Below are 23,595 nucleotides of genomic sequence, written 5' to 3'. Positions count from 1 at the left end.
CCGTCCGCCAGGAGGGCTGGATGCGTCGATCCGGAACGGGCCGCCAGCGCGCCGAGCAGGTCGACCCCCGGCTGCCCGCGGTGCTGGATGCGCTGGTGGAGCCGGCCACTCGGGGCGATCCGGAGTCGCCGCTGCGCTGGACGGCGTTGTCTTGAACACGCTCGCCACCGAGTTGACCTGCCAGGGGCAACCGGTCAGCAGGCCCGCGCCGACGGCCTCGCCGGGCCGCGACCGGCCAAGCTGCTTCACATCGGCGTCGCCCTCGCCGTCACCCTCCTCGCCGGCGGACTGCTGGTCGGCGCCCTGGCCTGGATCGGCCTGCCGCCCAGGCTCGACGAACTCACCACCGGCAACCTGCTGGAGATCATCAAGATTGCCCGTGCCGTGGTCGGCGGCGCTGTCGCCTACCGCAAACAGCGCCTGGCCGAGGAGGACAACCACCACGCCCGCGACAGGCGGTCTTCGGCCTGCTGGACCGCTGCGGTGAGAGCGTCCGCGTGGACGTCGGGGAGGCTCCTGGCCCCGAGACTTGCGACGGCGAGCACGCCCGAAGAACGACAAGCACCTGTTCGCCGCTCTTTGATGCCGCCTTGTGCTGGCCGCCGTTTTCGGCCTTGCCTGAGGGGCCCCACTACCCGCTCTGGCCGTAGAGCCCGATCACGTCTCATGAACGGCTCACCGTCGTCCGGCCGGAGCGCTGTCCTTGTCGCAGGTGGTGGCGCCGTCGGGGAGGATGCCGTCCACCAGATACCGGTTGACGGTGGCGTCCACGCAGGCGTTGCCCGCCGCGAGGTAGGCGCCGTGGCGGAAGGCGCCGCGCAGGGTGACCATGCGGGAGCCGGTCAGCGCTCGGTGCATGGCCCGCTGGCCGGGGTGGGGCGTGACGGGGTCGCCGTCGGCGCCGACGATCAGCATCGGGGTGTCGTTGCCGATCGTGGTAGGCGCCTCCACCGGTGTGGTCGGCCAGAAGGCGCAGGGGCTGATGTTGCGGGTCATCGGCCCGAACAGCGGCTCGCCGGCACGGTGGGCCTGGATCGCGCGGAAATAGGTCTCCAGGTCGCGAGAGGCGGCCCGGTCGGCGCAGAGGATCGAGGTTCCCGCCCGGTCCTCGGCCGTCCCCGAGCCGGTGAACAGGCCGTCGAGGGTCTCCTTCAGCGAGGCCGGGACGGCAGTGACCGCCTCTCCACGGGTGGCGTCGGCCAGCACCCGCACCTCCGCGGCGAAGCCGGCGTACGCCCTTGCGCTGTCGTCGTAGAGGCGGATGAACAGCAGATAGGGGACGTGGTGGGCGTCGATCCGGTACCCGCCGACCCGCAGCGGGCGCCGGGTGGCGGCCTGGTTGACGCGCTCCACAGTGGCCAGGACCTCGGCCTCGGTGGCGCCCAGGCCGTACTCGGCGTCGTGAGCGGCGGCCCATGAGGCCCAGTGCTTCAGTGCGGCGGTGATCGCCGGGCCGTTCTCGGACAGTAGATCGGGACCGTAGACGTCCGGATCGACCGCGCTGTCCAGCACGACCCGGTCGGCCCGGCCGCCGAACATCTGCGTGTAGACGGCGCCCAGGTAGGTGCCGTAGGAATAGCCGAGGTAGGACAGCTTGGGCTCGCCGAGGGCGGCGCGGATGACGTCCATGTCGCGGGCGGTGTTGCGGGTGCTGGCGTACGGCAGCAGCCCACGGTTGCCTTGGACGCACCCGACCGCCAGCTTCTTCATGAGGACCACGCTCTCGTTGAAGGTGCGGCGGGTCGGGCCGGCCGACCGGGTGGGGGTGTCGGTCGTCCACCGGCAATGGATCGGCGTGCTACGGCCGACGAAGCGAGGATCCATCCCGATCAGGTCGTAGCGGGCCGCGACGGCGGGCATGAACGTGCCGAGGAGCACGCGTTGCAGCCCGCGCCCGCCCGGACCACCGGGATTGATCAGCATGACGCCCCGGCGCCTGGCGGGGTCGGTTGCCTTGATTCGTGAGATCGCCACCGAGATGGTCCGTCCCTGGGGCCTGCGGTAGTCCAGCGGGACGGTGATCTCGGCGCACCGGGCGCCCGCCGCGTCCAGCTCCTCGCCGGTCTCGTCGTTCGGTCCCGTCTTACAGCCGTGCCAGTTGATCATTTGGTGCTGAAACCGGGCCAGTACTTCGGTCCCGGCGTCACCCGCGACGCTTGCCGATGCTTGGCCGGTGACCGCCATCCCCGCCAGCAGAGTCGCGCTCGTGGCGACGGCCGCGGCGATCTTTCGTGCACGCACAGGAAGCTCCTTTGTCCGGATGATCTCGTCACCCGACGCTAGGGTTCCGCGCGGTTGATCTTGATCGGCCATATGGCCGACCGGGATCGACCATACGGACATTCCCTCGTCGCCTCCGGCAGGAGGCGTTCGTCGAAGGGCTCTCAACGGAGGACACGTGATGGCGTCCTGCTGCTTCACGCTGCCTGACAGCGCCCTTCATGCGGGCCTTCTCGTCCCGACGCCGGGGCGTCACGCACGGTCACACAGCTCCGTGAGCAGGCGGGGTTTCGGTCCGGGTACGGCGGGATGGTGAGGCGCCGGTCCGGAGATGGGCCGCACGTGATGCTGGACGCCGAAGACTTCCGCACGCCGTTCCTGCCCGGCTGGACGACGCCGTCCGGCGACCACGCACCTTGCCGTGCTGCGAGTTCGACACCCCAACCGGGGTGGACGCCAAGTACGCCGAGCTGGTCGAGGCCGGCCATCGCGGGATCGCCGAGCCGTTCGATGGGTTCTGGGGGATGCGCCACACCACGGTGGCCGACCCGGACAGCGGCGGCGCCGGCCTGTACGCCGCGCTTCCGGCCAGCTGAGCCCAGGGCTCCTCGACTGGTTTGGCCGCAGCCCGTGATCAGGTTCGCCCTCCGGGGCGCACGTCGAGGTTCCGCTCGCGCCCGTCCCCGGCCGGACGGGGTCAGGCGGGCGGGTCGGCGTAGACGCCGTGCAGCATGCCGGTGGCCTGGCCGACCTCGATGAGGTGCCCGTCCGGGTCGCGCATGTAGCAGCGGATCTCGGCCTTGCGGTCGATCGGCTCGGTGAGGAACCGGGCGCCGAGCGACGTCGCGTGCGTGTGGAAGGCGGCGATGTCGGCGACGCGGACGTTCATGAACGCGGTCACCGGGTCGCCGGGCTCGGGCGCCCGCAGCGTGACGTCCGGTTTGTCCGGGGTAGGCCCGCCGCCGGGGTTCATGATGATCCACGTGTTGGCGACCTTCACGATCGCCGGGTTCTCGTCAAGCACGACCTCGCCGCCCAGGACGTCCGCGTAGAACGCGCGCGAGCGGGCCACGTCCCGGACGGTCAGGAAGTGCGTGACCACGAGCCCTTCGACGGGCGCGGGCAGCTGTTCGCGGTCGACCATGCTCATCCCCTCACAGGCTGTGGTGCGCTTGGTGCGCCCGGCGGGCGGGGTCGGTCTCCAGGGCGTCCCGGTCCCAGCGGGCGAGTTCGGCGGTGGCCTCGCTGCAAGGTGGCGCGCATCTTGTGCCAGTTGGCCACGCGCAGCCGCGGCCGGACCTGCCGTCCCATCGCCGTCCCCCTCGGCCGATCGGTCGTGCGCCGTTCTCACGCAAGGGGGTCATGCCCGGCCGGACGGGGGGTTAGTCGGGCAGCGAACGTCACATATCGACCGGCCCCGCTCGGCGCCTTCGCGGCGGTGAGGTGCGAGAGCGCCATCAGCCGGCGGTCGAGCTGGTACGGCCTGCGGCCGAGCGCTGGTTCTTCTCCCAGCGGTGGTGAATCACCAGGCTCTTCCCGGAGTCGCGGGTGATGGGTGCCGATCCGGTGTCGAGCAGGTCGCCGATGTTGCAGATGAACGTCGATCCGGCTGCGCGGTGTGCACCTGGAGACCGCCGTTGCCGTCCTGGAACGGCAGCGTGCCGTGGTCGGTGTGCTCCTTTGACGCGCCCGGGCGATGCCGGTCATGTGCCCAGGTAACGCGGCACCCCTGTCGCATTAACGACATGGCAGACAAACGGCAGGTCTGCGCACTGGCGGGCAGGACCCGCCATCGCCACTCTCGTGATCACTAGTTGTTGATACGAGAGGTTCACCCCCCATGCACTGGTCCGCACATGTGGCGGCGGTGGGAATATCCGCCGCCGCCCTGCTGAGCTCTCCATCACCGGCGACGGCACAGCCTGCCGCCTCCGGCGTCCACCGCGTCACGTTGATCACCGGTGACGTGGTGACCGTCAGGCAGGCGGAACAGGGCAGGACCGCGGTAGAGGTGAAGCCGGGGCCCGGCCGTGAGCGGATGGGTTTCCACACCACCGAGGAGGACGGCGAGCTGCGGGTTCTGCCGGTCGACATGGTGCCCTACCTGGCGGCCAAGCGGCTGGACCCGAGCCTGTTCTCCGTGACCGACCTGATCGAGCAGGGCTACGACGACGCGACGACGGACAAGCTGCCGCTGCTCTTCGTCTACGACGCCATGGCCACCAGGACCGCGGCTCCGCTGGAGAGCGTCAACGGGCGGGCCGTGTCGGCGGACAAGCGCACGATCGGCCGGCTGTGGAAGTCTCTGGACGGTGAGCGGGCGAGCCTGGCCCAGGGCGTGGCGAAGATCTGGCTCGACGCCAAGGTCAAGGTCTCGCTCGATCACAGCGTGCCGCAGGTGGGCGCGCCCGAAGCGTGGCAGGCCGGGTTCGACGGCAAGGGCGTCAAGGTCGCCGTCCTCGACACCGGAGTCGACGCGGCCCACCAGGATCTCGCGGGCCGGGTGACGCGGACCAAGGTGTTCACCGGCGACCCGGACGTGAACGACGCCCACGGGCACGGCACCCATGTGGCCGCCACCATCGCGGGCGGGGTCGGTAAGAAGGGCGTCGCCCCGGGCGCGGAGCTGATCATCGGAAAGGTGCTCGGAGACGACGGGTCCGGCACTCTTTCCGGCGTCATCGAGGGCATGGAATGGGCCGCCGCCGAGGGAGCGTCGGTGATCAACATGAGCCTCGGCGGTGACGTCACCGACGGCACCGATCCGCTCAGCGTCGCCGTCGACAATCTCACCGAGCGGACCGGCGCGCTCTTCGTGGTCGCGGCCGGCAACGACGGCACGGCCTACTCCGTGGGCAGCCCCGGAGCGGCCACCTCCGCGCTGACCGTCGGGGCCGTGGACGGCAAGGACGCCATCGCGGACTTCTCCAGCAGGGGTCCGCGACTGGACGACGCGCCCAAGCCGGACCTCACGGCGCCTGGCGTGGGCATCGTCGCTGCCAGGGCGACGGGGACGGGGATGGGCCAGCCCGTCGACGAGCAGTACACGGCCGCGTCCGGCACCTCCATGGCGACCCCCCACGTGGCGGGGGCCGCCGCGATCCTCAAGCAGCGCCATCCCGAGTGGAAGGCGGCGCAGATCAAGGACGCCCTGGTGGGCTCGGCCAGGACGGTGGACGGCCAGCAGGTCGACGACGCGGGCGGGGGCAGGCTCGACGTGGCGCGCGCCCTGCGGCAGGGCGTGACGGCCACGGGCGTGGTCAACCTCGGCAGGCACGAGAAGGGTGAGGGGACAGGCACGGCCGAGGGCACGATCACCTACACCAACGGCACGGCGGCGCCGGTGACGCTGGAGCTCTCCAGCACCCTCACGGGCGCCGTGCTCAGCGCGCGGAACGTCACCGTCGCCGCCGGCGGCACCGCCGAGGTCCAGGTCCGGGTGGATCTGGCCAAGCTGCCCTTCGGCAGGTACGGCGGGCACGTCACCGCGACCGCGGGAACCGAGAGCGTGCACACGACGCTGGCGCTCACCTGGAAGGGACCACAGCACACGGTCCGCTTCACCGCCGTGGACGCGGCCGGCAAGCCCACCGGCACCGACACGCTGTCGATGTTCGGCGCGTCGCAGCAGGACGACGTCTTCACCTGGGTGCCCGAGCAGGGTCTGACCGTGGAGGTCTCCGAGGGCACGTACATGACGCAGGCGATCAACCTCGCGAACGGGTGGGGCCGCATGCACCCGCGCGACGGGCTCGTCGTCATTCCGGAGCTCAAGGTCGACCGTGACCTGGAGGTGGTCCTCGACTACCGCAGGACCAGCCCCGTCACCGTCAAGGTGAGCGAGCCGGTGGAGCAGGTGGGCATCTTCACCTACTTCACCCACCGTGCCTTCGGCTCGCGCAAGATCTCCCAGGGCGTCATGAACTTCGACGTCGTCGAGGGGCTCAACGTCTCGCCCACCCAGCCGGTCAGCGAGGGCACGTTCGAGTTCGCCTCCCGCTGGCAGTTGGTCGCGCCGAAGATCTCCGCGCGGGTGGCGGGCTCCGCGTACCCGATGGGCTTTCTCGGCGGCTCGCCCGGCGTGGAGGGCCGTCACCTGTGGCGGCTCGCGGAGGGGGCGGGCGTCGCTCGGGGCAAGGTCGCCGTGATGGGCGACCCGTCAGTGGCGTGGGGAGACGCCGCTCAGGCGGCGGTGAAGGCCGGGGCGGTCGCGGCGATCATCGTGATGACTCCCGATGACGCGCTCGGGCGTGGCTGGAACCCGGTCCAGGTCTCGCTGCCCATCCCGGTCATGCTGATCGCCAACGATCACGGCCAACGGCTGCTCGAACGGGTCAGGAAGGGTCACGCCCTGCTGGACATCAGCGGGACGATGGCGTCGCCGTACCTCTATGACGTCATGCAGGTCTCCAGCGGGCACGTGCCGGACGAGATCGTGCACGAGGTGAGCAACCGCAACACCGCACGGGTGGATACGAAATATCAGGACACGGGCGGTTTCGGGTGGGCCAAGGAGCAGCGGTTCGGCTGGCGGCCCTGGCAGGCCTACTCCCTGGGCAACCAGATGGAGACGCAGCGGATCGTGCGGACGCCGTTGCGGCGGGCAGAGTACATCAGCGCGGACGGCTCCTTGTGGCAGCACATCGTCAACCACCAGTTCACCTGGGACGACATGAACCGGTTGCGGGACGGGCTGACCGAGCCGCCCCGCACCTACCAGCCCGGTCAGCAGGTCAGCGAGAGCTGGCACGCGCCCGTCGTACGGCCCGCCATCCCGGACTGGCTTGCCCCCTCCACCCGCACGGGCGACACCCTGGAGATCCGCGTCCCCGAGTTCGTCGACGTCTCCGGCCACGCCTCCCGCGCAGGGGTCGACAACGACAGCGCCTCGGCCAGGTTCCTGAGAGACGGCAAGCTCGTGGAGGAACGCGACGCCGCGTGGGGCGCCTTCCCCGCCGTGCCGCAGGAGGCCGAGTACCGCCTGGAGCTGTCCACCAAGCGAACCTCCGAGGAATGGACGCGGGCGATCGCGACCGAGACGGCCTGGACGTTCAGGTCGAAGCAGGGCCAGCAGGTGCTGCCGCTGCTGCAGGTCGACTACGACGTACGGCCCGGCCTGCTCGGCTTCGCCGTACGGCACCAGAAGGGCGTGAGCGGGCTGACCGCCAAGGACCTGCGGCTGGAGCTGTCCTACGACGACGGCGTGACCTGGCGCAGGCAGCCCGTTCTCACCCTCGGCCATGGTCGCTACAGCGCGGTCGTCCTTCGCCCGCATCCGTCGCTTCGCGTCACCGCCACCGACTCCGGCGGAAACCAGGTCACGCAGACGGTGATCAGGGCCTACTGACCTTCACAGCCAGTTCTCACGGGCGGCGTGCCAGGCCAGCTGCATTCTGGTCTGGGCGCCCGCCTGCTCCATCAGGTGGGTGATCCGGCGCTGGACGGTCCGCTGCGACACCTTCAGCTGCGTGGCGATCGACTTGTCGGGCACGCCCGCCACCAGCAACGACAGCAGGTAGAGGTGATCGGAGTCGAGCGGGCTGCCTGGCGTGGTGAGACTGACGGGGGTGGCCCGCTCCCAGAGGCTCTCGAACAGCGCCTTGAGCGCGTCCAGCAGGCTGCTCGGCCTGATCAGCGCCGCGGTGAGCTGGGTCAGCCCGCCGGTGTGCTGGATCAGCGGGAGCACGCCCAGCTCGCCGTCCGCGACGATCATCCGCACCGGCAGGGTGGGCAGGGCGCGCGCCTGCTCACCCAGCTTGATCCCCTCGGCGAGGTTGACCAGCATGCCTGGCTCCTCGAGCAGGGCGCGTTCGTACACGACGCGGTAGCCCACCCCACGTCGCAGCGCGGCCAGCTCCTCGGTGTTCTCCTGCGAGGTCATCGCCACGTGCCCGGCCCGGCAGAGGCAGACGACCTCGTGACGGGCGTTGTCCTGCAGCAGCCGCAGCTGCTCGCGCAGCGCCGTCCTGCTGGTGATCACCTCGACCAGCTGGGCGGCCTCCCGGCGCCGCGCATGGGCCAGGTACTCCCCGGTGAGCTGCTCCACGGCCTGCCTGGCCCGGTCCACCTCCTCCTGCCGCCTGTGCAGCCGGGCCGCGAGCGCCACGTCCGGCGCGACGGCGCAGAACCTGTCGTGCTCTCCAGGTACGGCGCGCGCCAGGCCCTTGGCGAGCAGGGAGCCGAGCACCCGCCGCGCCGCTCCGCTCTCGACGCCGAGCTCTTCCGCCAGCTCGGTGGGCTCGACCCCGGCGGTCCTGACCAGGAGCCGGTAGGCGGCCTCCTCCTCGGCGCTCAGCCCCGCGGCGCTCAGCACGTCGCTCGGGAGACCCGGCGCGCGCCCGCCAGGCCGACATGAGCCACCGCACACCTGACGCCGCGCAGGTCGAACGCCGTCAGCTCCTCGCGCGAGAACACCCTTCGGGTCGGGTTCCGCCGGTTGGCCGGCAGCGGGATGCCGCATCCTGTCACATCGGGCTCCTCGAATCGCCAGGAGTCGCCGCGTGGCGGCATCGGGATGGACACGATCGAGCGGTCGGCCCCGGCCCGCGTCTCGAGGAGAAGCGGGTGCGCGGGGGACGTGCGAGGCCACCGGCTCGCCGGGGCGCCCAGGCGGGAAGCACGCCAGGACTCGCGTCAGCCCACTTCACCCCGCCACGTCGTGTCATCCGGCCATTGTAGGGAGACCGCTGCCCGTCCAGGCGCGCGTACGATGCCCGGCTGGCTGGAGGACAGATCGCCCATCAGCCCGCGCCGAAGCGGTCCGCGCCTTCTGCGGCCAGCTCGGCCAAAGGTTCACTGCGGAGGTGTGGCCGCACTGGTGGAATGCGGGCGACCAACGCAGATCGACTGGGAGATGAGCGAAGACGGTCACCCCACGCGCGAGGAGGTGGCCGCCCACCGCGGCACCCGCACGCACGTCGACCACATCACCCTGTCCACGCGGGTGGGCGAGATGATCGGTGGGTGCGCCAGTCCCTGCGCTCGCCGTGCTGCTGCGCCGCAACGGACAGCCCGCTTCTCACCGTGGCGCTGTGGGACGCGGTCACCAGCCCGCCCCGATCCGCCGGCCCGGCAGCCACCGTTGTCATGCCTGCTCCACTGGTCTGCCAGATGCCGCTTCTTTCGCTACGAACAGCCCTCCCGCTCGGGCGGCGTGGCCACGATCGGGCGTCGGCAGACGTACGTGCGCGCGGGCGGCAGGTTGCGCCAGACGGTTCTGGTCGTCAGCACCTCGTCGAAGGCCGCGCCCAGCCGCCCGCGGAACCGCCTGCCTGGGCCGAAACGGGTGCCGGTCAGATAGGCGATCGTGGCGAAGCTGCCGCCGGGCGCCAGGACGCGCGAGACCGCCTCGAGGATGCGCCCCTGAGCCCGTTCCGGGATGAGCGTCCACGGCAGCGCGCTCACCACGGCGTCCACCTCGCCCTCGCCGATGCGTGAACCCAGATCGGCGGCGTCCATGTGCAGCACCTCCAACCACGGACGGGTCTCCGCCAGATGATCGACCATCGCGGGGTCGGTCTCCACCGCCACGAACCGCGCATGGGCCGGTAGCCGCGATCTGATCAGCCCGCTGATCACACCGGTCCCTGGACCCAGCTCCAGCACGGTCGGCGCGCCCCGCTTCGGCACCACCTCGACCAGTTGCGCGGCCAGCGTTTCCGAAGTGGGGGCGAACGCGCCGATCACCAAGGGCCTGCTCACAGCCGCCTTCAGGAAGACGCCAAGATCAGATCGCATGCTTCGACGCTAGTGACGCGGCGGTCCGGCCGACTCCTGCCTGGCGGCGATCTCTTGTCTCCGCCCACGAGCCGGGGCCCGGCGGCCGACAGGCCGGACCTGTCCTCCTGCGGGAGGACCCACTCACGCCTACGGTAGGCCGCCCGTCCTACCCGATGTACTCGATGGCGAGCTGCGGAGCCGACGTGTGATCGGGCTTGTCCCGGTCGGCGAGGACCACCAGAATCTCGGCCCGGGCCGGCGGCTGGTGCTCACCGCGTACGCCACCGCACCCGGCTACGAGTGGACCACCAGCCCGCACCGCCCGCGATGCTCTTGTCATCGGAATCAGCTGACCACCCCGCTGACTTCAGGAACCGGCGCCGGCCCCATTCCGGTGAAGCGCATTCCTGCTCGCGTGAGACCTGGCTCCACCCGCTCGGGTCTGGGACTGGCCACCTCTCCCCTATCCAGGCGACGAACCCGCGTTGAGCGGCTGGATGCGGACAAGGGCTCATCTACCTGGCCATATGATCGGCGGCATGGCATTGAGACTCGTTCAGGTGAACTTCAAGGCTCGGGACGACTCGGCGCTCGGCCGGTTCTGGGCGGAGGCGCTCGGTTGGGGTGTTTCCAGCGAGGGGCCCGGCGTGACCAACCTCGAGCCCGAGGGCTTGGTCTGGCCGGACCCCGCCGGCTTCTACATCGATGTCGTGACCGTCCCGGACCCCGAAACGGTGAAGTACCGCGTACACATCGAACTCGCCACCACCTCTGCGGCCCATCAGGCCGAGTTGGTCGCGCGCCTCCAGGATCTCGGCGCTACGCCCGCCGATGTGGGTCAGGGCGACGTGCCGTGGACGGTTCTGGCCGACCCGGAGGGCAACGTGTTCTGCGTGCTGGAGCCTCGGGAGATCTACCGGGACACCGGGCCGATCGCCGCGGTGGTGGTCGACTGCGCGGACCCCCGGGCCATGGCCCGGTTCTGGGGCGAGGCGGTGAACTGGACCCTGCACGAGATGACCGACGATCATGCGGTGCTGCGCTCCGCCGAGGGCGTCGGGCCGTATCTGGAGCTTCGCCGCGCCTCCGACGGGACGACCGTGTGGAATCGCGTCCATCTCGACCTGCTGCCGTACCCCGTTGACGACAAGGAGGCGGAGGTGGCCCGGCTGCGGGCTCTGGGCGCCACCAGCGCCGACGTCGGCCAGGGCGAAGTGTCGTGGACGGTCCTCGCCGACCCGGAGGGCAACGAGTTCTGCGTTCTCGGCAAGGGCTGAAGCAGAGCTTCTTCACCTGCGGGTCGTACAACGGCTCCTCAGCGGCGTGGTCGGGTATCTTCCCGTGCAGCGAGGCCATCGCCGTCCGGTCAGCGCGGTCCTGACGGTGACCTGCGGCGAGCGGCGGCCATCCTCGGCAGCGAGGTGGGCCAAATCTCACTGACGACCATGGAGCACTGAAGATCGACAAGTGGGGTTACTTCTCGCCCGTGGAATCACCCCACCGCTGTCCCGCGTGAGGCAGCGCCGGGCGGAGAAAGAGGAGTTTCCGGATGGCCCCGGGCCGCTACAGCTTTCCATCCTGATCAAGGACGCTGCCCGGGGGCTCTCCGGTTACTTCGCCCCTGATCGCATGAACCCGAGTGGCGGGCCGGGTAGGGGCGGCGCATTACTGCGCCGCCCCTACCCGGTGAGCGCCAGCCCTGACTTGACGCCCGCCGCAGCCGGGCCGGCCGCTGGCCGAACGCCCGGCAGGGCGGGGTGCGCTCCTGACGGGGCAGGGCAAGCTATCGACTCTGGTCTACTCCTGGCTGCGCCGTTGATCAGGCGTCACAGACCTGCATGATTCCATGGCCGGCGTCCACGCCCCAGCCGATTCGGCCTGACGGCCATGCAGTGCCGTCGGTGAACCAGATGTGGGACACGGGCGCGTCGCCGGGCACGTGTCCGCTGGACGCGAGCCAGGTGAATCCTGAGTATGGGTTTTCGTCGAAGACGAGGTTCACCAGGCGCTCGCCGGTCTGGCTCTCTAGCTGCCACTCCATTCTTGCGGTCGCGTAGTTGCTGGGGACGTAGAAGTAGAAGTTGCAAAAGCGCGAGGTGGTCACCGGGTAGTAGTCCACCCGCAGGCACGGGTGGTCTTCGTTCGTGGCGTTGGTCCAGTTGATCTCGACGTTCTGGTAATCGCGCGCATTGAAGTACTGCGTTGCGCCGCGGCAGCCGTCGGTGTTCGCCTCCGTTACCGTCACGTGAGGGGCGATGTAGAAGACCTGCGAAGGCTCCGCCGATACGGGCGCGGTGATGGCAGCCGTTGCCAGGGCCGTGCTGACGGCCAGGACCGCGATGCGCTGAAAAGATCTCACGAGAGGAACTCCTGTCGGGGACGAGATGGTGTGCCGTGATGGCGTGAGATCACTTTCGACAGGCCGATGCCGTGTCCACCACCAGTGGACAGCGGGTGCGGACGACAACCGGACACCCACCGGGCGTGGACAGCCGTTGACCAGCGCAGAGAAGAGAGCATCGGCGAGTGTCCGAACGTGATGAGCCGGTCGCCGAGCACGGCCATGGACACCGCCTTGGGTCGGGCGAGGACCCGGTGGCCGCCTTCATCGCGCACTTACAGCTCCTGTCGGGCCGGCCCTCCCCGCGATAGATGGTCGTGGCGGCGGTCCGGGATGTCGCTCTGGGCGCACGGATACAGGCGCTGGCCCCCGGCCCACCCGGACACGGTCCGGAGGCCGGCGTGATGATCAAGAGGTGTGTCGGGGCTGGTTTGCGCAGTCCCGGGCACGCTCACAGCGGCTCGACGCGGCCGCCGTCCAGCCGGGCGCGGGCGTCGCTCTTCCCGGAGGGACGCGGTGGCGGGGACCGGCCGCGCGTCAGCCACACCGGTTGATGTACGGGCGGCTCTCGGAGGCGACGATGCCATCGGTGCCTGCGATCTCCAGACGCCACACGCCGCTCTGACCCATCGGCGCGGTCCAGGTCTTGCTGACGGTTTGACGGCCGGGCGAGTTGGAGGTGGTGAAGGTGAGGGTCTGCCAGGGGTCGCGGATCCATTCGTCGCCCTCGTCGGGCACCTGACGGGACCACGCGTAGGAGATCTCACCCAGCCCGTTGCTCTCGATGGAACCCGTGAATGAGTACCTGAAGGGCGCGCCGGTGCGGCAGTTGCCTGACAGCCAGGTCAGCTTGGTGAACTCCGCGCTCACGCAGGTCGTCCGGTAGTACAGCTGGCCGCTCTCCACCTGTGACGGGCTGGTGGTCCGGATGTATGCGGCGCCGCCGTACGGGGCGTCGGGCAGGGTGACCCGCTGGAACGGCGCGCTGACGGTCTTGCTGCCGGGCTCGGTGAACACCACCTCCCGATCGCCGTCCAGGCCGGGAAGCGGCTGGCCGAAGCCATCGACCCAGCGGTAGCGGACGGCCTGGGCGACCGGGGAGTCGATCCGCGCGTTGATCGTGTGAACCACGTCGGCGCCGCAGCGGCCGATGTAGTCGTTCGCGGGCTGGATCTGGGCAGTCTGCGGGACGGCGTCCGCGCACGACAGCTGGTAGGTGACGGTCGCCTGCGCCTGGTTGGCGCCCGTCACGGTGATGGTCCGGCTCTGCGAGCCGCTGCTGCCCGCGTAGTGGGACATGACTTCGGTCACCGTCTTGGTGCCCGCCTCGGTGAAGGTGACCGATTCAGGCCTCCGCCCCCATTGCCAGTGCGACCAGCGGTAGGAAACAGTGCCAGGACCGTTGGCGGTGACCTGCACGGTGGCGGTGAACTGCATGGACGGCGCGCAGATTCCGGTGTAGGAGGGAGGCGCGACGCCCGTCGGCGTCACCGAGACCTCCACTCCGTCGGCGGCCAGGGCTGGGACCGTACCGGCCAGCATCAGCACGATCGCCGCAAAGAGAACGCTCCACAAGCGCATGTCTCGTCCTTTCACATCAGATGACGGGAACGGATGGTGGCGGGGAGCGCTTGGGTTCCACTTGGAACGTTTGGAAGCGGCTGGGAGCGAGACGTCGTGAGACGACACGAGCGACCTCGGCTCGAAAGCACTCCGCATCTGGACGGCTCAGGACTTACTGCGAGCACCACGCAGATGCCTGGACATGTCCAGCATTCGACCCGCTCTCCGAGCCGCTTGGTGAAAGGCGAACGCCGTGCCACGACGATGATCGGCAGGGCTGGCCGGAGCTCGCGGCGAGCAGGGATTTCTTGGTGCTGTCCTGCTCGGGCGGCCGCGCGGTCAGGCCCGCCTCCGCGGCCCGCAGCCGCGCCAAGTCCGCCCGTTCATCATGCAGGCTCTCCACCTGCTGGCGCGCCGTCGCGTGCTCGCGTGCTCGCGTGCGGCGTTCTCCCATTCGGTCTGCGCGTGGGTGAGCTGGACGGCCGCCGCGGTGCGGGGGCTGGCCGCTATGTGGACGCTGTTCCGCGTCTACAAGGCGACGTTCGGACGCCCGAGGCGCGCAGGTTCCGGGCGCTGGCGGCTGAGGCGGACTGCGCCTGGACGCGGTACTGCCTCGACGCCCGATAGCATGCGCCGCCCTCGAGGAACTGGGTGTGGGGCGCCAGCGGCTCCGGTGGCCGCCCACGCTCCACACCCTTCCGGGGCCGGCCCCGCTTCGGCGCGTTGCTCGGACGCCGGCCGGCCTGCCCGGCAGGCTGGCTCACGAAGGAGAGCTGATGAAACTGAGTGACCTACTCGCCGGCTACCCCCATGAGGTCGTGCAGGGTGAGCCGGACAAGACCGACGTGCGAGCCGGCATCGCCTACGACTCGCGGCGGATGACCGCCGGGTCGATGTACGTGGCGATGCGAGGCCGCCACGCTGATGGGTATCAGCATGTGGCCGACGCGGTGCGTCGGGGCGCGGTCGCGGTGCTCGTGGACCAGCCGATCGAGGCCCTGCCCGAGCCGGTGTGTGTGGTGCGGGTGGCCGACACCCGCGCCGCCGTACCGCGGGTCGCCGCCCGCTACTTCGGCGAGCCCAGCCGGGAGATGGACGTGGTGGCCGTCACCGGCACCAACGGCAAGACCTCCATCTCGTACATGGTGGAGGCGGTGCTGCGGATCGCCAGCCTCGCGCGGGTGGGGGTGATCGGCACCGATGGGTACCGGATCGCCACAGAGACGATCGCAATGGACCGGACCACGCCGACCACGCCGGAGGCGGTGGACCTGCAACAGCTCCTGCGCACCATGCGGGATCGAGGTACCGGCACGGTGGTGATGGAGGCGTCCTCAATGGCGCTGGAGCTGCATAGGGTCGATCACACCGACATCGACGTGGGCGTTTTCACCAACTTGACCCCGGATCACCTGGACAATCACGGCAGCATGCAGGCGTACAAGGAGGCGAAACTCCTGCTGTTTCGGGGGCTGTGTCGGCGGGCGGTGGTCAACGCCGACGACCCGGTCAGCGCCGACATCGCCGCCCTCATGCCGGGCGCCACGACGACGTATGGACTGGAGGACGCGTCTGCGGACTTCCGCGCGACCGACCTGCTCATCGAGGCGACCGGCACCCGGTTCGTGCTGCACCACGCCGGCCGGATGCGCCCGGCGCGGGTGCCGCTGCCCGGCCGGTTCGCCGTCTCCAACGCTCTGGCCATGCTCGCCGTCTGCCACCTGCTCGGCCACGACATGGACGCCCTCGTCGCCGCCCTGGCGGAGCTGCCGCCGATCCCGGGCCGGTTCGAGACCTACCAGACGCCGGATGGGGTATCGGTGGTGGTGGACTACGCCCACAGCAGCGACTCGCTGGAGGAGGTGCTGACCACGATCCGAGGCTTCGCCGGCGGTCGGGTGATGACGGTGTTCGGCTGCGGCGGCGACCGGGATCCCAGCAAGCGCGCCCCGATGGGCGAGATCGCCGGCAAACTGTCCGACATCGTCATCGTCACCAGCGACAACCCGCGCACCGAGGACCCCGGAGCGATCATCGACCAGATCATGCCCGGCGTGGCGGCCACCGATGCCTCGGCCGTGCGGATCACCGATCGGCGCGAGGCCGTCGCCCGGGCCCTGCTGGAGGCCCAGCCCGGCGACATCGTGCTGTTGGCGGGCAAGGGCGCCGAGCCGTACCAGATCATCGGCGAGCGCAAGGCGCCGTTCGACGACATGAGCATCGTCCGCGAGCTGACCGGCGACTCCTCGCCGGCCCGATGACCCGCGAGGGCGCCCGCGGACCTGCGCTCCGCGGGCGCCCCTGCGACGAACACGCGCCGCCACCTCATCCTGCCGCGTGTCGTCTTCATCGGCTGCCCTCGGTGCAGCCGCCCCCCCACTTCCCCCTGGAGTCGTCATGCTCCTCGACCATGCCCGCGTCCTGGTTATTGGGCTGGGCGTCAGTGGCGAAGCCGCAGCGGCCCTCCTCGTCGACTACTGACTGTTGCATCAGGCTTGTCGTCGGTTCTTCAGCACCGTGAGGAACAACGGCTATGGCCTACTGCATCGCCGTACGACCACCTGGCGGCGCGCGAACGTGGACGGTGATCGATTCCACCTTCGCCACGGTGGGGCCAGTCGAGGAATGGCTGGAGGCCCATCGCCTGAGCTGGTCGCCCAACACGGTGCGCAGCTTCGCGACCGCGCTGTCGCAGTGGTGGACGTTCCTGCAGCACCGCGACGAAGCCGAGGGCTGGGATCGGCTTGGCGTTCCGGCGATGGCAGCCTTCGTGCGCTGGCTTCACGACGGCCGGCACCGTGAGACTGTGCCCGCCGTGCCCATGGTCGCAGCCGGGGCGGGTGGTGGGCTGTCGGTCAGCACGTTGGAGGCCCGGCTGGCCGCGGTGACCTCGTTCTACCGCTGGCAGGAGGCGGTGCATCAGGTGACCGTCACGCACCGCCTGCTCAAGGGCGTCTCCCGCCGCGCTCCTGCGCGGGGTCTGCTGGCGCACCTGGCCAGCAGACGTCCCGTGGTCGCGGCCAGGCTGGTCCGCGTGCGCCGTACGCGCCGGAGCGACCGGTGACGATGGCGATCAGGCGGGTCAGGATCTGGTCGTGGCGGTGGAGCGGCCTTGCGGCGTCAGGAGTCGTGCGGGGCGGCGGTGGCGGTCGCGAGCAGGGTGAGGGCGGCGTCGCGGGCCTGGTCGGCGGTTCCGGCCGTGCGGTGGTGTGCGGCGACGACGGTGGCGCCCTCGACCAGGATGAGCAGTTGGCGGGCGAGGGAGGCGGGGGCGGCGGCTCCGGCGCGGGTGGCGATGTCGGAGAGAAGGTCGAGGTAGCGGTCCAGGTGCCGTGCGGTGATGGCGCGCACGGTTTGGTCGTGGTGTTGGGTGGCCGCGTTCACCACGGCGCAGCCGCGGAAAGTCGGTTCGTCATGCCACTGTTGCAGGGCGTCGAAGATCGCAGCCAGCTGGTCGGCGGGGTTGTCTCCGGCCGCCGCGACGGCCGCGGCGAGCCAGTCGGACACGCGCTGGCTGCGTTTCTCCAGCATGGCCGCGACGAGGCCGTCCTTGGTGCCGAAGTGCCGGTAGAGCGTTTCCTTGGACACCCCGATGCGCGCGCACAGCTCGGCGACGCCGATGCCGTCGAGTCCGCGCTGGTACAGCAGCGGGGTGGCCGCCTGGAGGATGGCGGCGCGGGTGCGCACCGGGTCGATCGTCGTTCCCTTGGTCACTGGCACACACAGATGGTACCGCTCGGTTCGATTACTGCTAGGCTCCACAGGCCGAACCGATCGGTTCGATCTCTTGGGTGGTGTCAACATGATCATTGTTCGTCGGCGCGATCGTCGCAGTGGGGCCGCCCCGCGCAGGGCCCCCGATCGCCGGGTCCTGGCGGCCGGGTCGGTGTGGGGACGGTGAGGCCGCCGGTGTGGCAGGCGGTGCGGCTGGCCGCGGGTACCGCCTCGGCTCTCGGCCTGGCCCGCTTCGCCTATGGTTTGCTCCTGCCGGCCATGCGCGATGATCTTCGCTGGAGTCTGACCCAGGCCGGCGTGATGAGCGCCGCCAACGGGCTCGGCTACCTGTTCGGCGCGCTGGTGACCGCCGCCCTGGTCCGGCGGATGGGCAGCGCGGCCGCTTTCCGCTGGAGCATGGTGCTGACCGCGGTGGCGCTGGTGGTCACCGCGGTCAGCGGCCACTATCCGGCGCTGCTGGCCGCCAGGGCCGCGGCGGGCGTGACGGGGGCGGTGGTGTTCATCACCGGCGGTGTGATCGCATCGCGGATCGCCACTCGCGCCTCCTCCGGTGCCCCCATCGTCGTCTACTTCGCCGGCACCGGGCTGGGCATCATCCTCAGCGGCGCGACCATTCCGGCACTGGGCACCCACTGGCGCATCGCCTGGGTCGGCATGGGGCTCGCCGCCGGCCTGGCGACCCTGGTGAGCTGGACGGCCGCGAGCCCTGGGGGGGAGGAGAGGGCCGTCACCGCCGGACGAGCGCGACTGCGCCCTCTGCGGCGCATGCTCCTGGCCTACCTACTGTTCGCAACCGGATACATCACCTACATCACTTTCCTGTCCGCCTACCTCGCCGAGCGCCAGGCCCCCCTCACACAGGTGACACTCATCTGGACGGCCCTGGGGACGGCGGTCGTGGCGGCACCGGCGCTGTGGAGCCGTCCCATCACCCACTGGCGCGGCGGCAGCGCGCTCGCCGCGCTGTTGGTCCTGCTCGCCGGCGGAGCGGCACTCGCCCTGGCATCCCCTGCCCCGCCCCTCGTTCTCCCGTCCGCGCTCGTCTATGGCGCGACGTTCATGAGTGTGCCCGCCGCCGTCACCGCGCTGGTCAAGGCGGAAACCCCACCCGCCGACTGGACGGCCACGCTGGCGGCCTTCACCACCGTGTTCGCGGTGGGCCAGACCGCCGGTCCGTGGATCGCCGGCATCCTGGCCGATCACACCTCGACCAACGCCACGCTGGCCTGGACCGCGATCCTGTGCGCCGCCGCGGCAGCGATCGCCGCCACCGTAGGCCACCACCGGTCGCCCGCGCCGCCCGCCACGGCCACCACCGCAACGCACCAAACCGGCACCTGAGATCACCCGCACGCCGGCCTTCGCCGGCCACCAGACAAGGAGAACGACAGTGACCACCTTCGTGCTGATTCCCGGCATGTGCCACGGCGGCTGGTGCTTCCACGAGCTCACCGAACAGTTGCGCTCCCGCGGGCACCGCGCATACCCCCTGACCTTGAGCGGGCTGTCCGAGCGCAGCCATCTCCTTCACGGCGGCGTGAACCTGGACACCCACATCCAGGACGTGACCGGCGTGCTGGCGGCCGAGCAACTCCTGGACGCGGTGCTGGTCGGCCACAGCTACGGCGGAATGGTGATCACCGGAGTCGCCGACCGCATGCCCGAGCGCGTCAGATCACTGGTCTACCTGGACGCCGTCGTACCAGGCGACGGCGAATCCATGTGGAACCTGGTCTCCGACAACGAACGGCAGTGGTACCTGGAGGTCACCGAGACCGGCAACGCGGTCCGTCCGATGCCGTTCTTCGACCCGCGAGCCACACCCCACCCCCTTGCCTCCCTGCTCCAGCCACTGCGCGTCACCAGCAGCCCCACCCACAGCCGCCGCGACGTCTACGTGTATGCGGCAGGATGGCCGACCCCATCACCGTTCACCACCACCTACCAGCGGCTACGCCAGGACCCCGCGTGGACCACCCACGCGCTCGACAGCGGGCACAACCTCATGCGCGACGCCCCACAGGACCTGCTGAAGATCCTGCTCGAAGCCGGCGAAACCAGCTGACCCACCGATCTCGGCTACCCGACCGGACTACAGGCCAGTCCTCTACATCATCCTCGTCAACCCCGAGCGGGGCACCCGCCACCATCTGACGACGTCTCGTACCTCGGCTACCTGGCCGAGTTCGCTCATAGTGGGCGATGGCCTCCCCACGCGGGGTCGGGTTGCCGTCCCGCTGGATCATGCGCATCACGCCGTAGGCGCGGATCTCACCGGTGTAGATCGACACCACGACACGCAGGGATGTCGCTCCAGTGCCGCTTGATCTTTTCCAGGCCGATCTTCCCGCGGGCGAACCGGGACAGGCTCCCGTAGGCGGCGTCCTGGATGCGCCAGCCCTTCTGATCGGAGAGATCGACAAGGTCGCCCACCGCCGAAATCAGACGCCTTCGCGCAGGTACAGGTCGCGCAGCAGGCCGATCTCGCCGCCGTGATGTGTGACCTCTTTCAGAGCGTGCAGCGCGAGCTTCAGATAGGTCTCATCGGCCCAACCGCCGGGGCCCATGCCTATCGGCGCCAACAGGCGCTTGTCGCCGAGGGCTGCGATCCGGGAGATGAAGTGCTCCCAGTCCTCGGCGAGCGCCTGGATGCCCTCTTTGGCGGTGCCCGGCCACACATCGCGGTCGCCGTAGTCGGGAACGTCGTCGAAGAGGTAGATCACGTAGCCTCGCAGGCAGAGGTTGCCGATGTGCCAGATGCGCCAGGCGATCGTCGTGACGGGGTCCGGCGCCTCCGGACTCGATTCCGGAAAGAGCGTGGCGACGCGGAAGACGCCGTCGTCGCCGGGGCGGATGCCGATGCAGTCGCCGACCGGCTCCCAGTGGTACTCGGCGTCGGTCAGGCCCTCCAGGCGGCCGAACAGCTGGTAGCGCACGTTTTCGAAGGTCGCGAGAATGTCCCGCGTGACGGGGTCGGGCACGATCATGTCAGCCATGTCAACTCCAGGGCTCGGTGGTTTCGGGTCGGTCGGGATGATCAGGGTCGACGGGTTGGCCGACTCGGTCACGTGCCGCCGCCTCGGCGTGTGTCGCCGGGTGCGAGCAGGCTGGTGAGTTCGGCGATGGCGTCCGGCGACGGCTTGAAGTAGCGGCGGACGTTCTCCGCCTTCTTGTGCCGCGACTTGGCCATCAACATCAGCAGGCTCGCCCCCTGCTCTCCGAGGTGGGTCAGCCCGGAGTGCCGGAACTCGTGCAGATCCCAGCCTGTGCCCGCCCCGTGCAGCGCGGTGTGCTCGTCCAGCAGGGCGCGGGCCTGGCCGTACGACAGCCGGGCCGGCCCGGAATCCGGGCACACGTCCCGCGACGAGACCACCTTGCCCGGCCCAGGGCGGCGGTGAGTGACGAACACCGGGCCGCGGGTGCGGTTCTTCAGCAGCCGCGGCAGCAGCCGGGCGGTGCCGGCTTCCCAGTACACGGGCTCCAGCACGAAATCCTCGCGGGCCTGGCAGCGGCGGCGGGTTTTGGACTGCGCGCCTTTGGCCTTCACCAGCGCGCGGCGGCCGGCGAAGTCCAGGTCCTCGATGTTCAGCGGCAGGATCTCCTCCGCCCGCGCCACGGTCTCGTACAGCATCCGGTAGAAGCACTTCTCCCGCAGGTGCACCTCGCGGCGGGCGATCAGTCGGTCGATCGCCATCTTCGAGCGCGCCGGCGTCTCGGAGTCCGGCGGGGTCAAGCGCTTGGCCCAGGCCGGCACCTCCGGGCCGTCGAAGCCGCGCTCGGCGCACCAGGCGAGCCAGGACAGCACCGCCGCCCGGCGGGCGTTCCAGGTGTTCACCGCCGTCGAGCCCCACAGCGCTTCGAGGGCCTCGCCGATCTCGTCGTCCGCGACCTGCCCGAGCGGCCGGCCCTCACCGACCCGTTCGGCGGTCTTGCCGACCCCGATCGCGTAGTTCCGCACCGTGTTCGGGTTGCCGAGCGGGTCGAGGAAGGCGTCCGCGGCGCCGCGGACGGTGAGCGTCTTCCCGGCGGGCAGCTGCGCCACGGTGGCCACCGCTTCCCCCTCGCCACAGATAACAGGGCCGCTTCGCGTAGCGGCCCGGAACCGTCGCCGCAGGTCGCGATCAACGATGCCCCAGATGATAGGGCGTTATCTGCGGCAAGGCTTCAGCATCCCCCGACGCCGCCGGCGTCACCGACCGCCCACCAGGGCCGATCAAGGCTTGGCGCCGGTTTTCGTTCCGATGTTCCTCAACCCCCGTCCAGGTAGTCGAGTTCGTGGGCGGTCAGCCGGGCCGGACGAGCTTGCCCTCCTTGGCCGCCATCGCGAGCGCGGCCCGGAGCCGACAGGCTCGATCAGCCGATCGGTGGTGCGAGGTACTCCAGCGCATAACCGTCGCCGGAGGCGGTTACGCGGGCGATGCCGGGTGAGTCGAGGTGGGCGCCGGCTACGAAGTGGTGTGGTCGGGTCAGTTGTTCGAGGAGGGCCGCTCGCGCGGCGCGGGCCTGGGACTGGTTGCCGTCAAGCTCCCAGGACACCTTCGGCTGATCGAATTGGAGCGTGGGAACGTGAACGGTGTCGCCCCAGGCGAGAAGGTGGCCGGTGCCGCTCCTGACGTCGTAGACGGTGTGACCAGGTGTGTGGCCCGGTGTCGGGATCGCGGTGATCCAGTCGTTGATCGCGACCTTCTCCGACACGGGTACGACCCGGTCGCGGATCGGCTCGAGCCGCCCCGTGAACACCGAGGTGTCGCCCGCGCCGATCCACACGCGCTCGAGTTTGGCGAACGCCTCTGAACCGTCCGGCGCGATCAGGCCGCTCACGTGGTCTTCGTGCTTGTGGGTGATGGCCACATCGGTGACATGCGCGCGGTCGATTCCCGCTTCGTCGAGCGCGTCGTAGATCAATCCCATGGTGGGGTCGTGCCAGGCGTTGGACGCGCCGGTGTCGATGAGAACCGACCGCGTGCCGTCGGTGACGAAGAAGGCGTTGACCGACAGCCGCAAGTTGTCGCCGGCCAGCGGGACGGCGGCCGGCAGCTCGTCGAGCGTGCGCCCATCCTCGTCGCGGAGCCGTGTCGGCGGCATGTCGATGTACCCGTCTCGCAACGAGATCACCTGCAGATCGCCGAATTCGAACGTGGCATGGTGCTGGCCACTCGAGATCAAACGCATGGAACCTCCGTCGTGTTGGGCACACATCTTGTGTCTTCGATAGAAGAGCATATCTTCTTTAGAAGAAACCCTACACTGTGGGCAGCGAAGTACCCATCGATCGAGGAGCACGGTGCTCGAGCAAGACGGAAACGCGGCCGGACCACAGCACGGTGACGACCTGGCCGGCGCGTTCGGCGGTAACGTGCGGCGACGCCGCGAGGAGGCGGGCCTGACGCTGGAGCAGCTGTCCACACAGTCGTCGGTCAGCCGGGCGATGCTGTCCAAGGTCGAACGCGGTGAGAAGAGCCCGACGATCGGCGTCGCGTCCAGGATCGCCCACGCGCTCGACGCGTCGCTCTCGGACCTGATCGGTGCGCCGGCTGCTGCCGCATCTGGTGTGGCCATTGTCATGCGCAAGAACGATCGCCCCGTTTTCCGTGACCCGGAAACCGGCTTCGAGCGGCACATGGTGTCAGCGGCCCCGGGCGCGGGAGGAGCCGAGATGGTCGTCCACTACCTCCCCGCGCAGGTCTCTACCGGACTGCTGCCCGCGTATCCGCCGGGTACGGAGAAGCAACTCGTGGTGCTCGAAGGCACCCTCACCGTCGCGATCGGCGGGATCAGCGAGACCCTGAACACAGGCGACTCCCTGTTCTTCCAGGCCGACGCGGACCACGGCTTCGCCAACCGAACGAACGCTCCCTGCGAATACATCATGGTCATCTCGCGCAGAACCTGATCGGCCGCAGCTTGCGGGGCTGGACAAAGCCGGCTAGGAGCTGTTTCTTAGATCTCCTGACGGTGAGCGCTGGTCTTGTCACTCTTGGCATATGGGTCGTGGTGATCTGACGAACGCCGAGTGG

General features: G+C 69.9%; 19 protein-coding genes and 1 pseudogene. 9 read left to right on the top strand and 11 right to left on the bottom strand.

What is annotated here, in order from left to right:
• Positions 1–11: 11 nt before the first annotated feature.
• A pseudogene (locus ACWENQ_RS41800) lies at positions 12–205 on the top strand (ISAzo13-like element transposase-related protein); the annotation flags it as partial.
• A gap of 470 nt (positions 206–675) precedes the next feature.
• On the opposite strand, the gene ACWENQ_RS41795 reads toward ACWENQ_RS41800, so the two are convergent.
• On the bottom strand, positions 676–2,241 hold the full coding sequence (locus tag ACWENQ_RS41795; protein ID WP_452419269.1) for an alpha/beta hydrolase: 1,566 nt from the start codon (positions 2,239–2,241) through the stop codon (positions 676–678).
• Between the two features lie 428 nt (positions 2,242–2,669).
• Here ACWENQ_RS41795 and ACWENQ_RS41790 point away from each other — a divergent pair, with 428 nt between their 5' ends.
• A complete protein-coding gene (locus tag ACWENQ_RS41790; protein WP_449923113.1) occupies positions 2,670–2,816 on the top strand; it encodes a hypothetical protein in 147 nt (48 codons plus the stop codon).
• 101 nt (positions 2,817–2,917) lie between these two features.
• Here the strand turns inward: ACWENQ_RS41790 and ACWENQ_RS41785 are convergent, their stop codons facing one another.
• Positions 2,918–3,370: a VOC family protein gene (locus ACWENQ_RS41785; protein WP_449923116.1), complete on the bottom strand. Its 453-nt coding sequence runs from the start codon at positions 3,368–3,370 to the stop codon at positions 2,918–2,920.
• Positions 3,371–4,060: 690 nt separating this feature from the next.
• Between ACWENQ_RS41785 and ACWENQ_RS41780 the strand changes: the two genes are divergently transcribed.
• Entirely contained in the window at positions 4,061–7,567 is a 3,507-nt protein-coding gene (locus ACWENQ_RS41780; RefSeq protein WP_452419268.1) for a S8 family peptidase, read from the top strand.
• A 3-nt stretch (positions 7,568–7,570) separates the two neighbouring features.
• Here the strand turns inward: ACWENQ_RS41780 and ACWENQ_RS41775 are convergent, their stop codons facing one another.
• Entirely contained in the window at positions 7,571–8,533 is a 963-nt protein-coding gene (locus ACWENQ_RS41775; protein WP_452419267.1) for a helix-turn-helix domain-containing protein, read from the bottom strand.
• An 812-nt stretch (positions 8,534–9,345) separates the two neighbouring features.
• Complete coding sequence (locus ACWENQ_RS41770; RefSeq protein WP_452419266.1) at positions 9,346–9,957, bottom strand: class I SAM-dependent methyltransferase; 612 nt, start codon at positions 9,955–9,957, stop codon at positions 9,346–9,348.
• A gap of 521 nt (positions 9,958–10,478) precedes the next feature.
• Here ACWENQ_RS41770 and ACWENQ_RS41765 point away from each other — a divergent pair.
• Positions 10,479–11,216, top strand: coding sequence for a VOC family protein (locus ACWENQ_RS41765; RefSeq protein ID WP_449923907.1), 738 nt, complete (start codon positions 10,479–10,481; stop codon positions 11,214–11,216).
• Positions 11,217–11,758: 542 nt separating this feature from the next.
• Here the strand turns inward: ACWENQ_RS41765 and ACWENQ_RS41760 are convergent.
• Both ACWENQ_RS41760 and ACWENQ_RS41755 read right to left on the bottom strand, forming a co-directional pair.
• Entirely contained in the window at positions 11,759–12,298 is a 540-nt protein-coding gene (locus tag ACWENQ_RS41760) for a hypothetical protein (RefSeq protein WP_452419265.1), read from the bottom strand.
• A gap of 519 nt (positions 12,299–12,817) precedes the next feature.
• Positions 12,818–13,861: a PKD domain-containing protein gene (locus ACWENQ_RS41755; RefSeq protein ID WP_452419264.1), complete on the bottom strand. Its 1,044-nt coding sequence runs from the start codon at positions 13,859–13,861 to the stop codon at positions 12,818–12,820.
• A gap of 758 nt (positions 13,862–14,619) precedes the next feature.
• Between ACWENQ_RS41755 and ACWENQ_RS41750 the strand changes: the two genes are divergently transcribed.
• Both ACWENQ_RS41750 and ACWENQ_RS41745 read left to right on the top strand, forming a co-directional pair.
• Positions 14,620–16,104: a UDP-N-acetylmuramoyl-L-alanyl-D-glutamate--2,6-diaminopimelate ligase gene (locus tag ACWENQ_RS41750; RefSeq protein WP_452419263.1), complete on the top strand. Its 1,485-nt coding sequence runs from the start codon at positions 14,620–14,622 to the stop codon at positions 16,102–16,104.
• Positions 16,105–16,427: 323 nt separating this feature from the next.
• On the top strand, positions 16,428–16,907 hold the full coding sequence (locus tag ACWENQ_RS41745; protein ID WP_452419262.1) for a site-specific integrase: 480 nt from the start codon (positions 16,428–16,430) through the stop codon (positions 16,905–16,907).
• 56 nt (positions 16,908–16,963) lie between these two features.
• Here the strand turns inward: ACWENQ_RS41745 and ACWENQ_RS41740 are convergent, their stop codons facing one another.
• Entirely contained in the window at positions 16,964–17,563 is a 600-nt protein-coding gene (locus tag ACWENQ_RS41740; protein WP_449923138.1) for a TetR/AcrR family transcriptional regulator, read from the bottom strand.
• A 177-nt stretch (positions 17,564–17,740) separates the two neighbouring features.
• Here ACWENQ_RS41740 and ACWENQ_RS41735 point away from each other — a divergent pair, with 177 nt between their 5' ends.
• Positions 17,741–18,919: a YbfB/YjiJ family MFS transporter gene (locus tag ACWENQ_RS41735; protein ID WP_449923140.1), complete on the top strand. Its 1,179-nt coding sequence runs from the start codon at positions 17,741–17,743 to the stop codon at positions 18,917–18,919.
• A gap of 49 nt (positions 18,920–18,968) precedes the next feature.
• Entirely contained in the window at positions 18,969–19,643 is a 675-nt protein-coding gene (locus ACWENQ_RS41730) for an alpha/beta fold hydrolase (protein ID WP_449923143.1), read from the top strand.
• A 206-nt stretch (positions 19,644–19,849) separates the two neighbouring features.
• On the opposite strand, the gene ACWENQ_RS41725 is transcribed toward ACWENQ_RS41730, so the two are convergent.
• The 4 genes from ACWENQ_RS41725 to ACWENQ_RS41710 all read right to left on the bottom strand — a co-directional run bounded on the left by ACWENQ_RS41725 (position 19,850) and on the right by ACWENQ_RS41710 (position 22,750).
• Entirely contained in the window at positions 19,850–20,011 is a 162-nt protein-coding gene (locus ACWENQ_RS41725; RefSeq protein ID WP_449923146.1) for a hypothetical protein, read from the bottom strand.
• Positions 20,012–20,019: 8 nt separating this feature from the next.
• A complete protein-coding gene (locus ACWENQ_RS41720) occupies positions 20,020–20,574 on the bottom strand; it encodes a DinB family protein (RefSeq protein ID WP_449923148.1) in 555 nt (184 codons plus the stop codon).
• Positions 20,575–20,642: 68 nt separating this feature from the next.
• A complete protein-coding gene (locus ACWENQ_RS41715; RefSeq protein ID WP_452419261.1) occupies positions 20,643–21,629 on the bottom strand; it encodes a tyrosine-type recombinase/integrase in 987 nt (328 codons plus the stop codon).
• Between the two features lie 302 nt (positions 21,630–21,931).
• Positions 21,932–22,750 carry an MBL fold metallo-hydrolase gene (locus ACWENQ_RS41710; RefSeq protein WP_452419260.1) on the bottom strand — a complete coding sequence of 273 codons (819 nt, stop codon included), beginning with the start codon at positions 22,748–22,750 and terminating at the stop codon, positions 21,932–21,934.
• Between the two features lie 112 nt (positions 22,751–22,862).
• Here ACWENQ_RS41710 and ACWENQ_RS41705 point away from each other — a divergent pair, with 112 nt between their 5' ends.
• Positions 22,863–23,471, top strand: a complete 609-nt coding sequence (locus ACWENQ_RS41705) for a helix-turn-helix domain-containing protein (RefSeq protein WP_449923156.1) — start codon at positions 22,863–22,865, stop codon at positions 23,469–23,471.
• The last annotated feature ends 124 nt before the right edge of the window (positions 23,472–23,595 follow it).

The organism is Nonomuraea sp. NPDC004354 (assembly GCF_053602555.1).
Note: the sequence above shows the minus strand (reverse complement) of the source record. Positions and strands in the feature narration are given on the sequence as shown.

Excerpts from the sequence above, each read along its gene's own strand:
- ACWENQ_RS41785 (WP_449923116.1), bottom strand. The coding sequence starts at position 3,370 with ATGAGCATGGTCGACCGCGAACAGCTGCCCGCGCCCGTCGAAGGGCTC.
- ACWENQ_RS41780 (WP_452419268.1), top strand. The coding sequence starts at position 4,061 with ATGCACTGGTCCGCACATGTGGCGGCGGTGGGAATATCCGCCGCCGCC.
- ACWENQ_RS41770 (WP_452419266.1), bottom strand. The coding sequence starts at position 9,957 with ATGCGATCTGATCTTGGCGTCTTCCTGAAGGCGGCTGTGAGCAGGCCC.
- ACWENQ_RS41765 (WP_449923907.1), top strand. The coding sequence starts at position 10,479 with ATGGCATTGAGACTCGTTCAGGTGAACTTCAAGGCTCGGGACGACTCG.
- ACWENQ_RS41755 (WP_452419264.1), bottom strand. The coding sequence starts at position 13,861 with ATGCGCTTGTGGAGCGTTCTCTTTGCGGCGATCGTGCTGATGCTGGCC.
- ACWENQ_RS41750 (WP_452419263.1), top strand. The coding sequence starts at position 14,620 with ATGAAACTGAGTGACCTACTCGCCGGCTACCCCCATGAGGTCGTGCAG.
- ACWENQ_RS41720 (WP_449923148.1), bottom strand. The coding sequence starts at position 20,574 with ATGGCTGACATGATCGTGCCCGACCCCGTCACGCGGGACATTCTCGCG.
- ACWENQ_RS41710 (WP_452419260.1), bottom strand. The coding sequence starts at position 22,750 with ATGCGTTTGATCTCGAGTGGCCAGCACCATGCCACGTTCGAATTCGGC.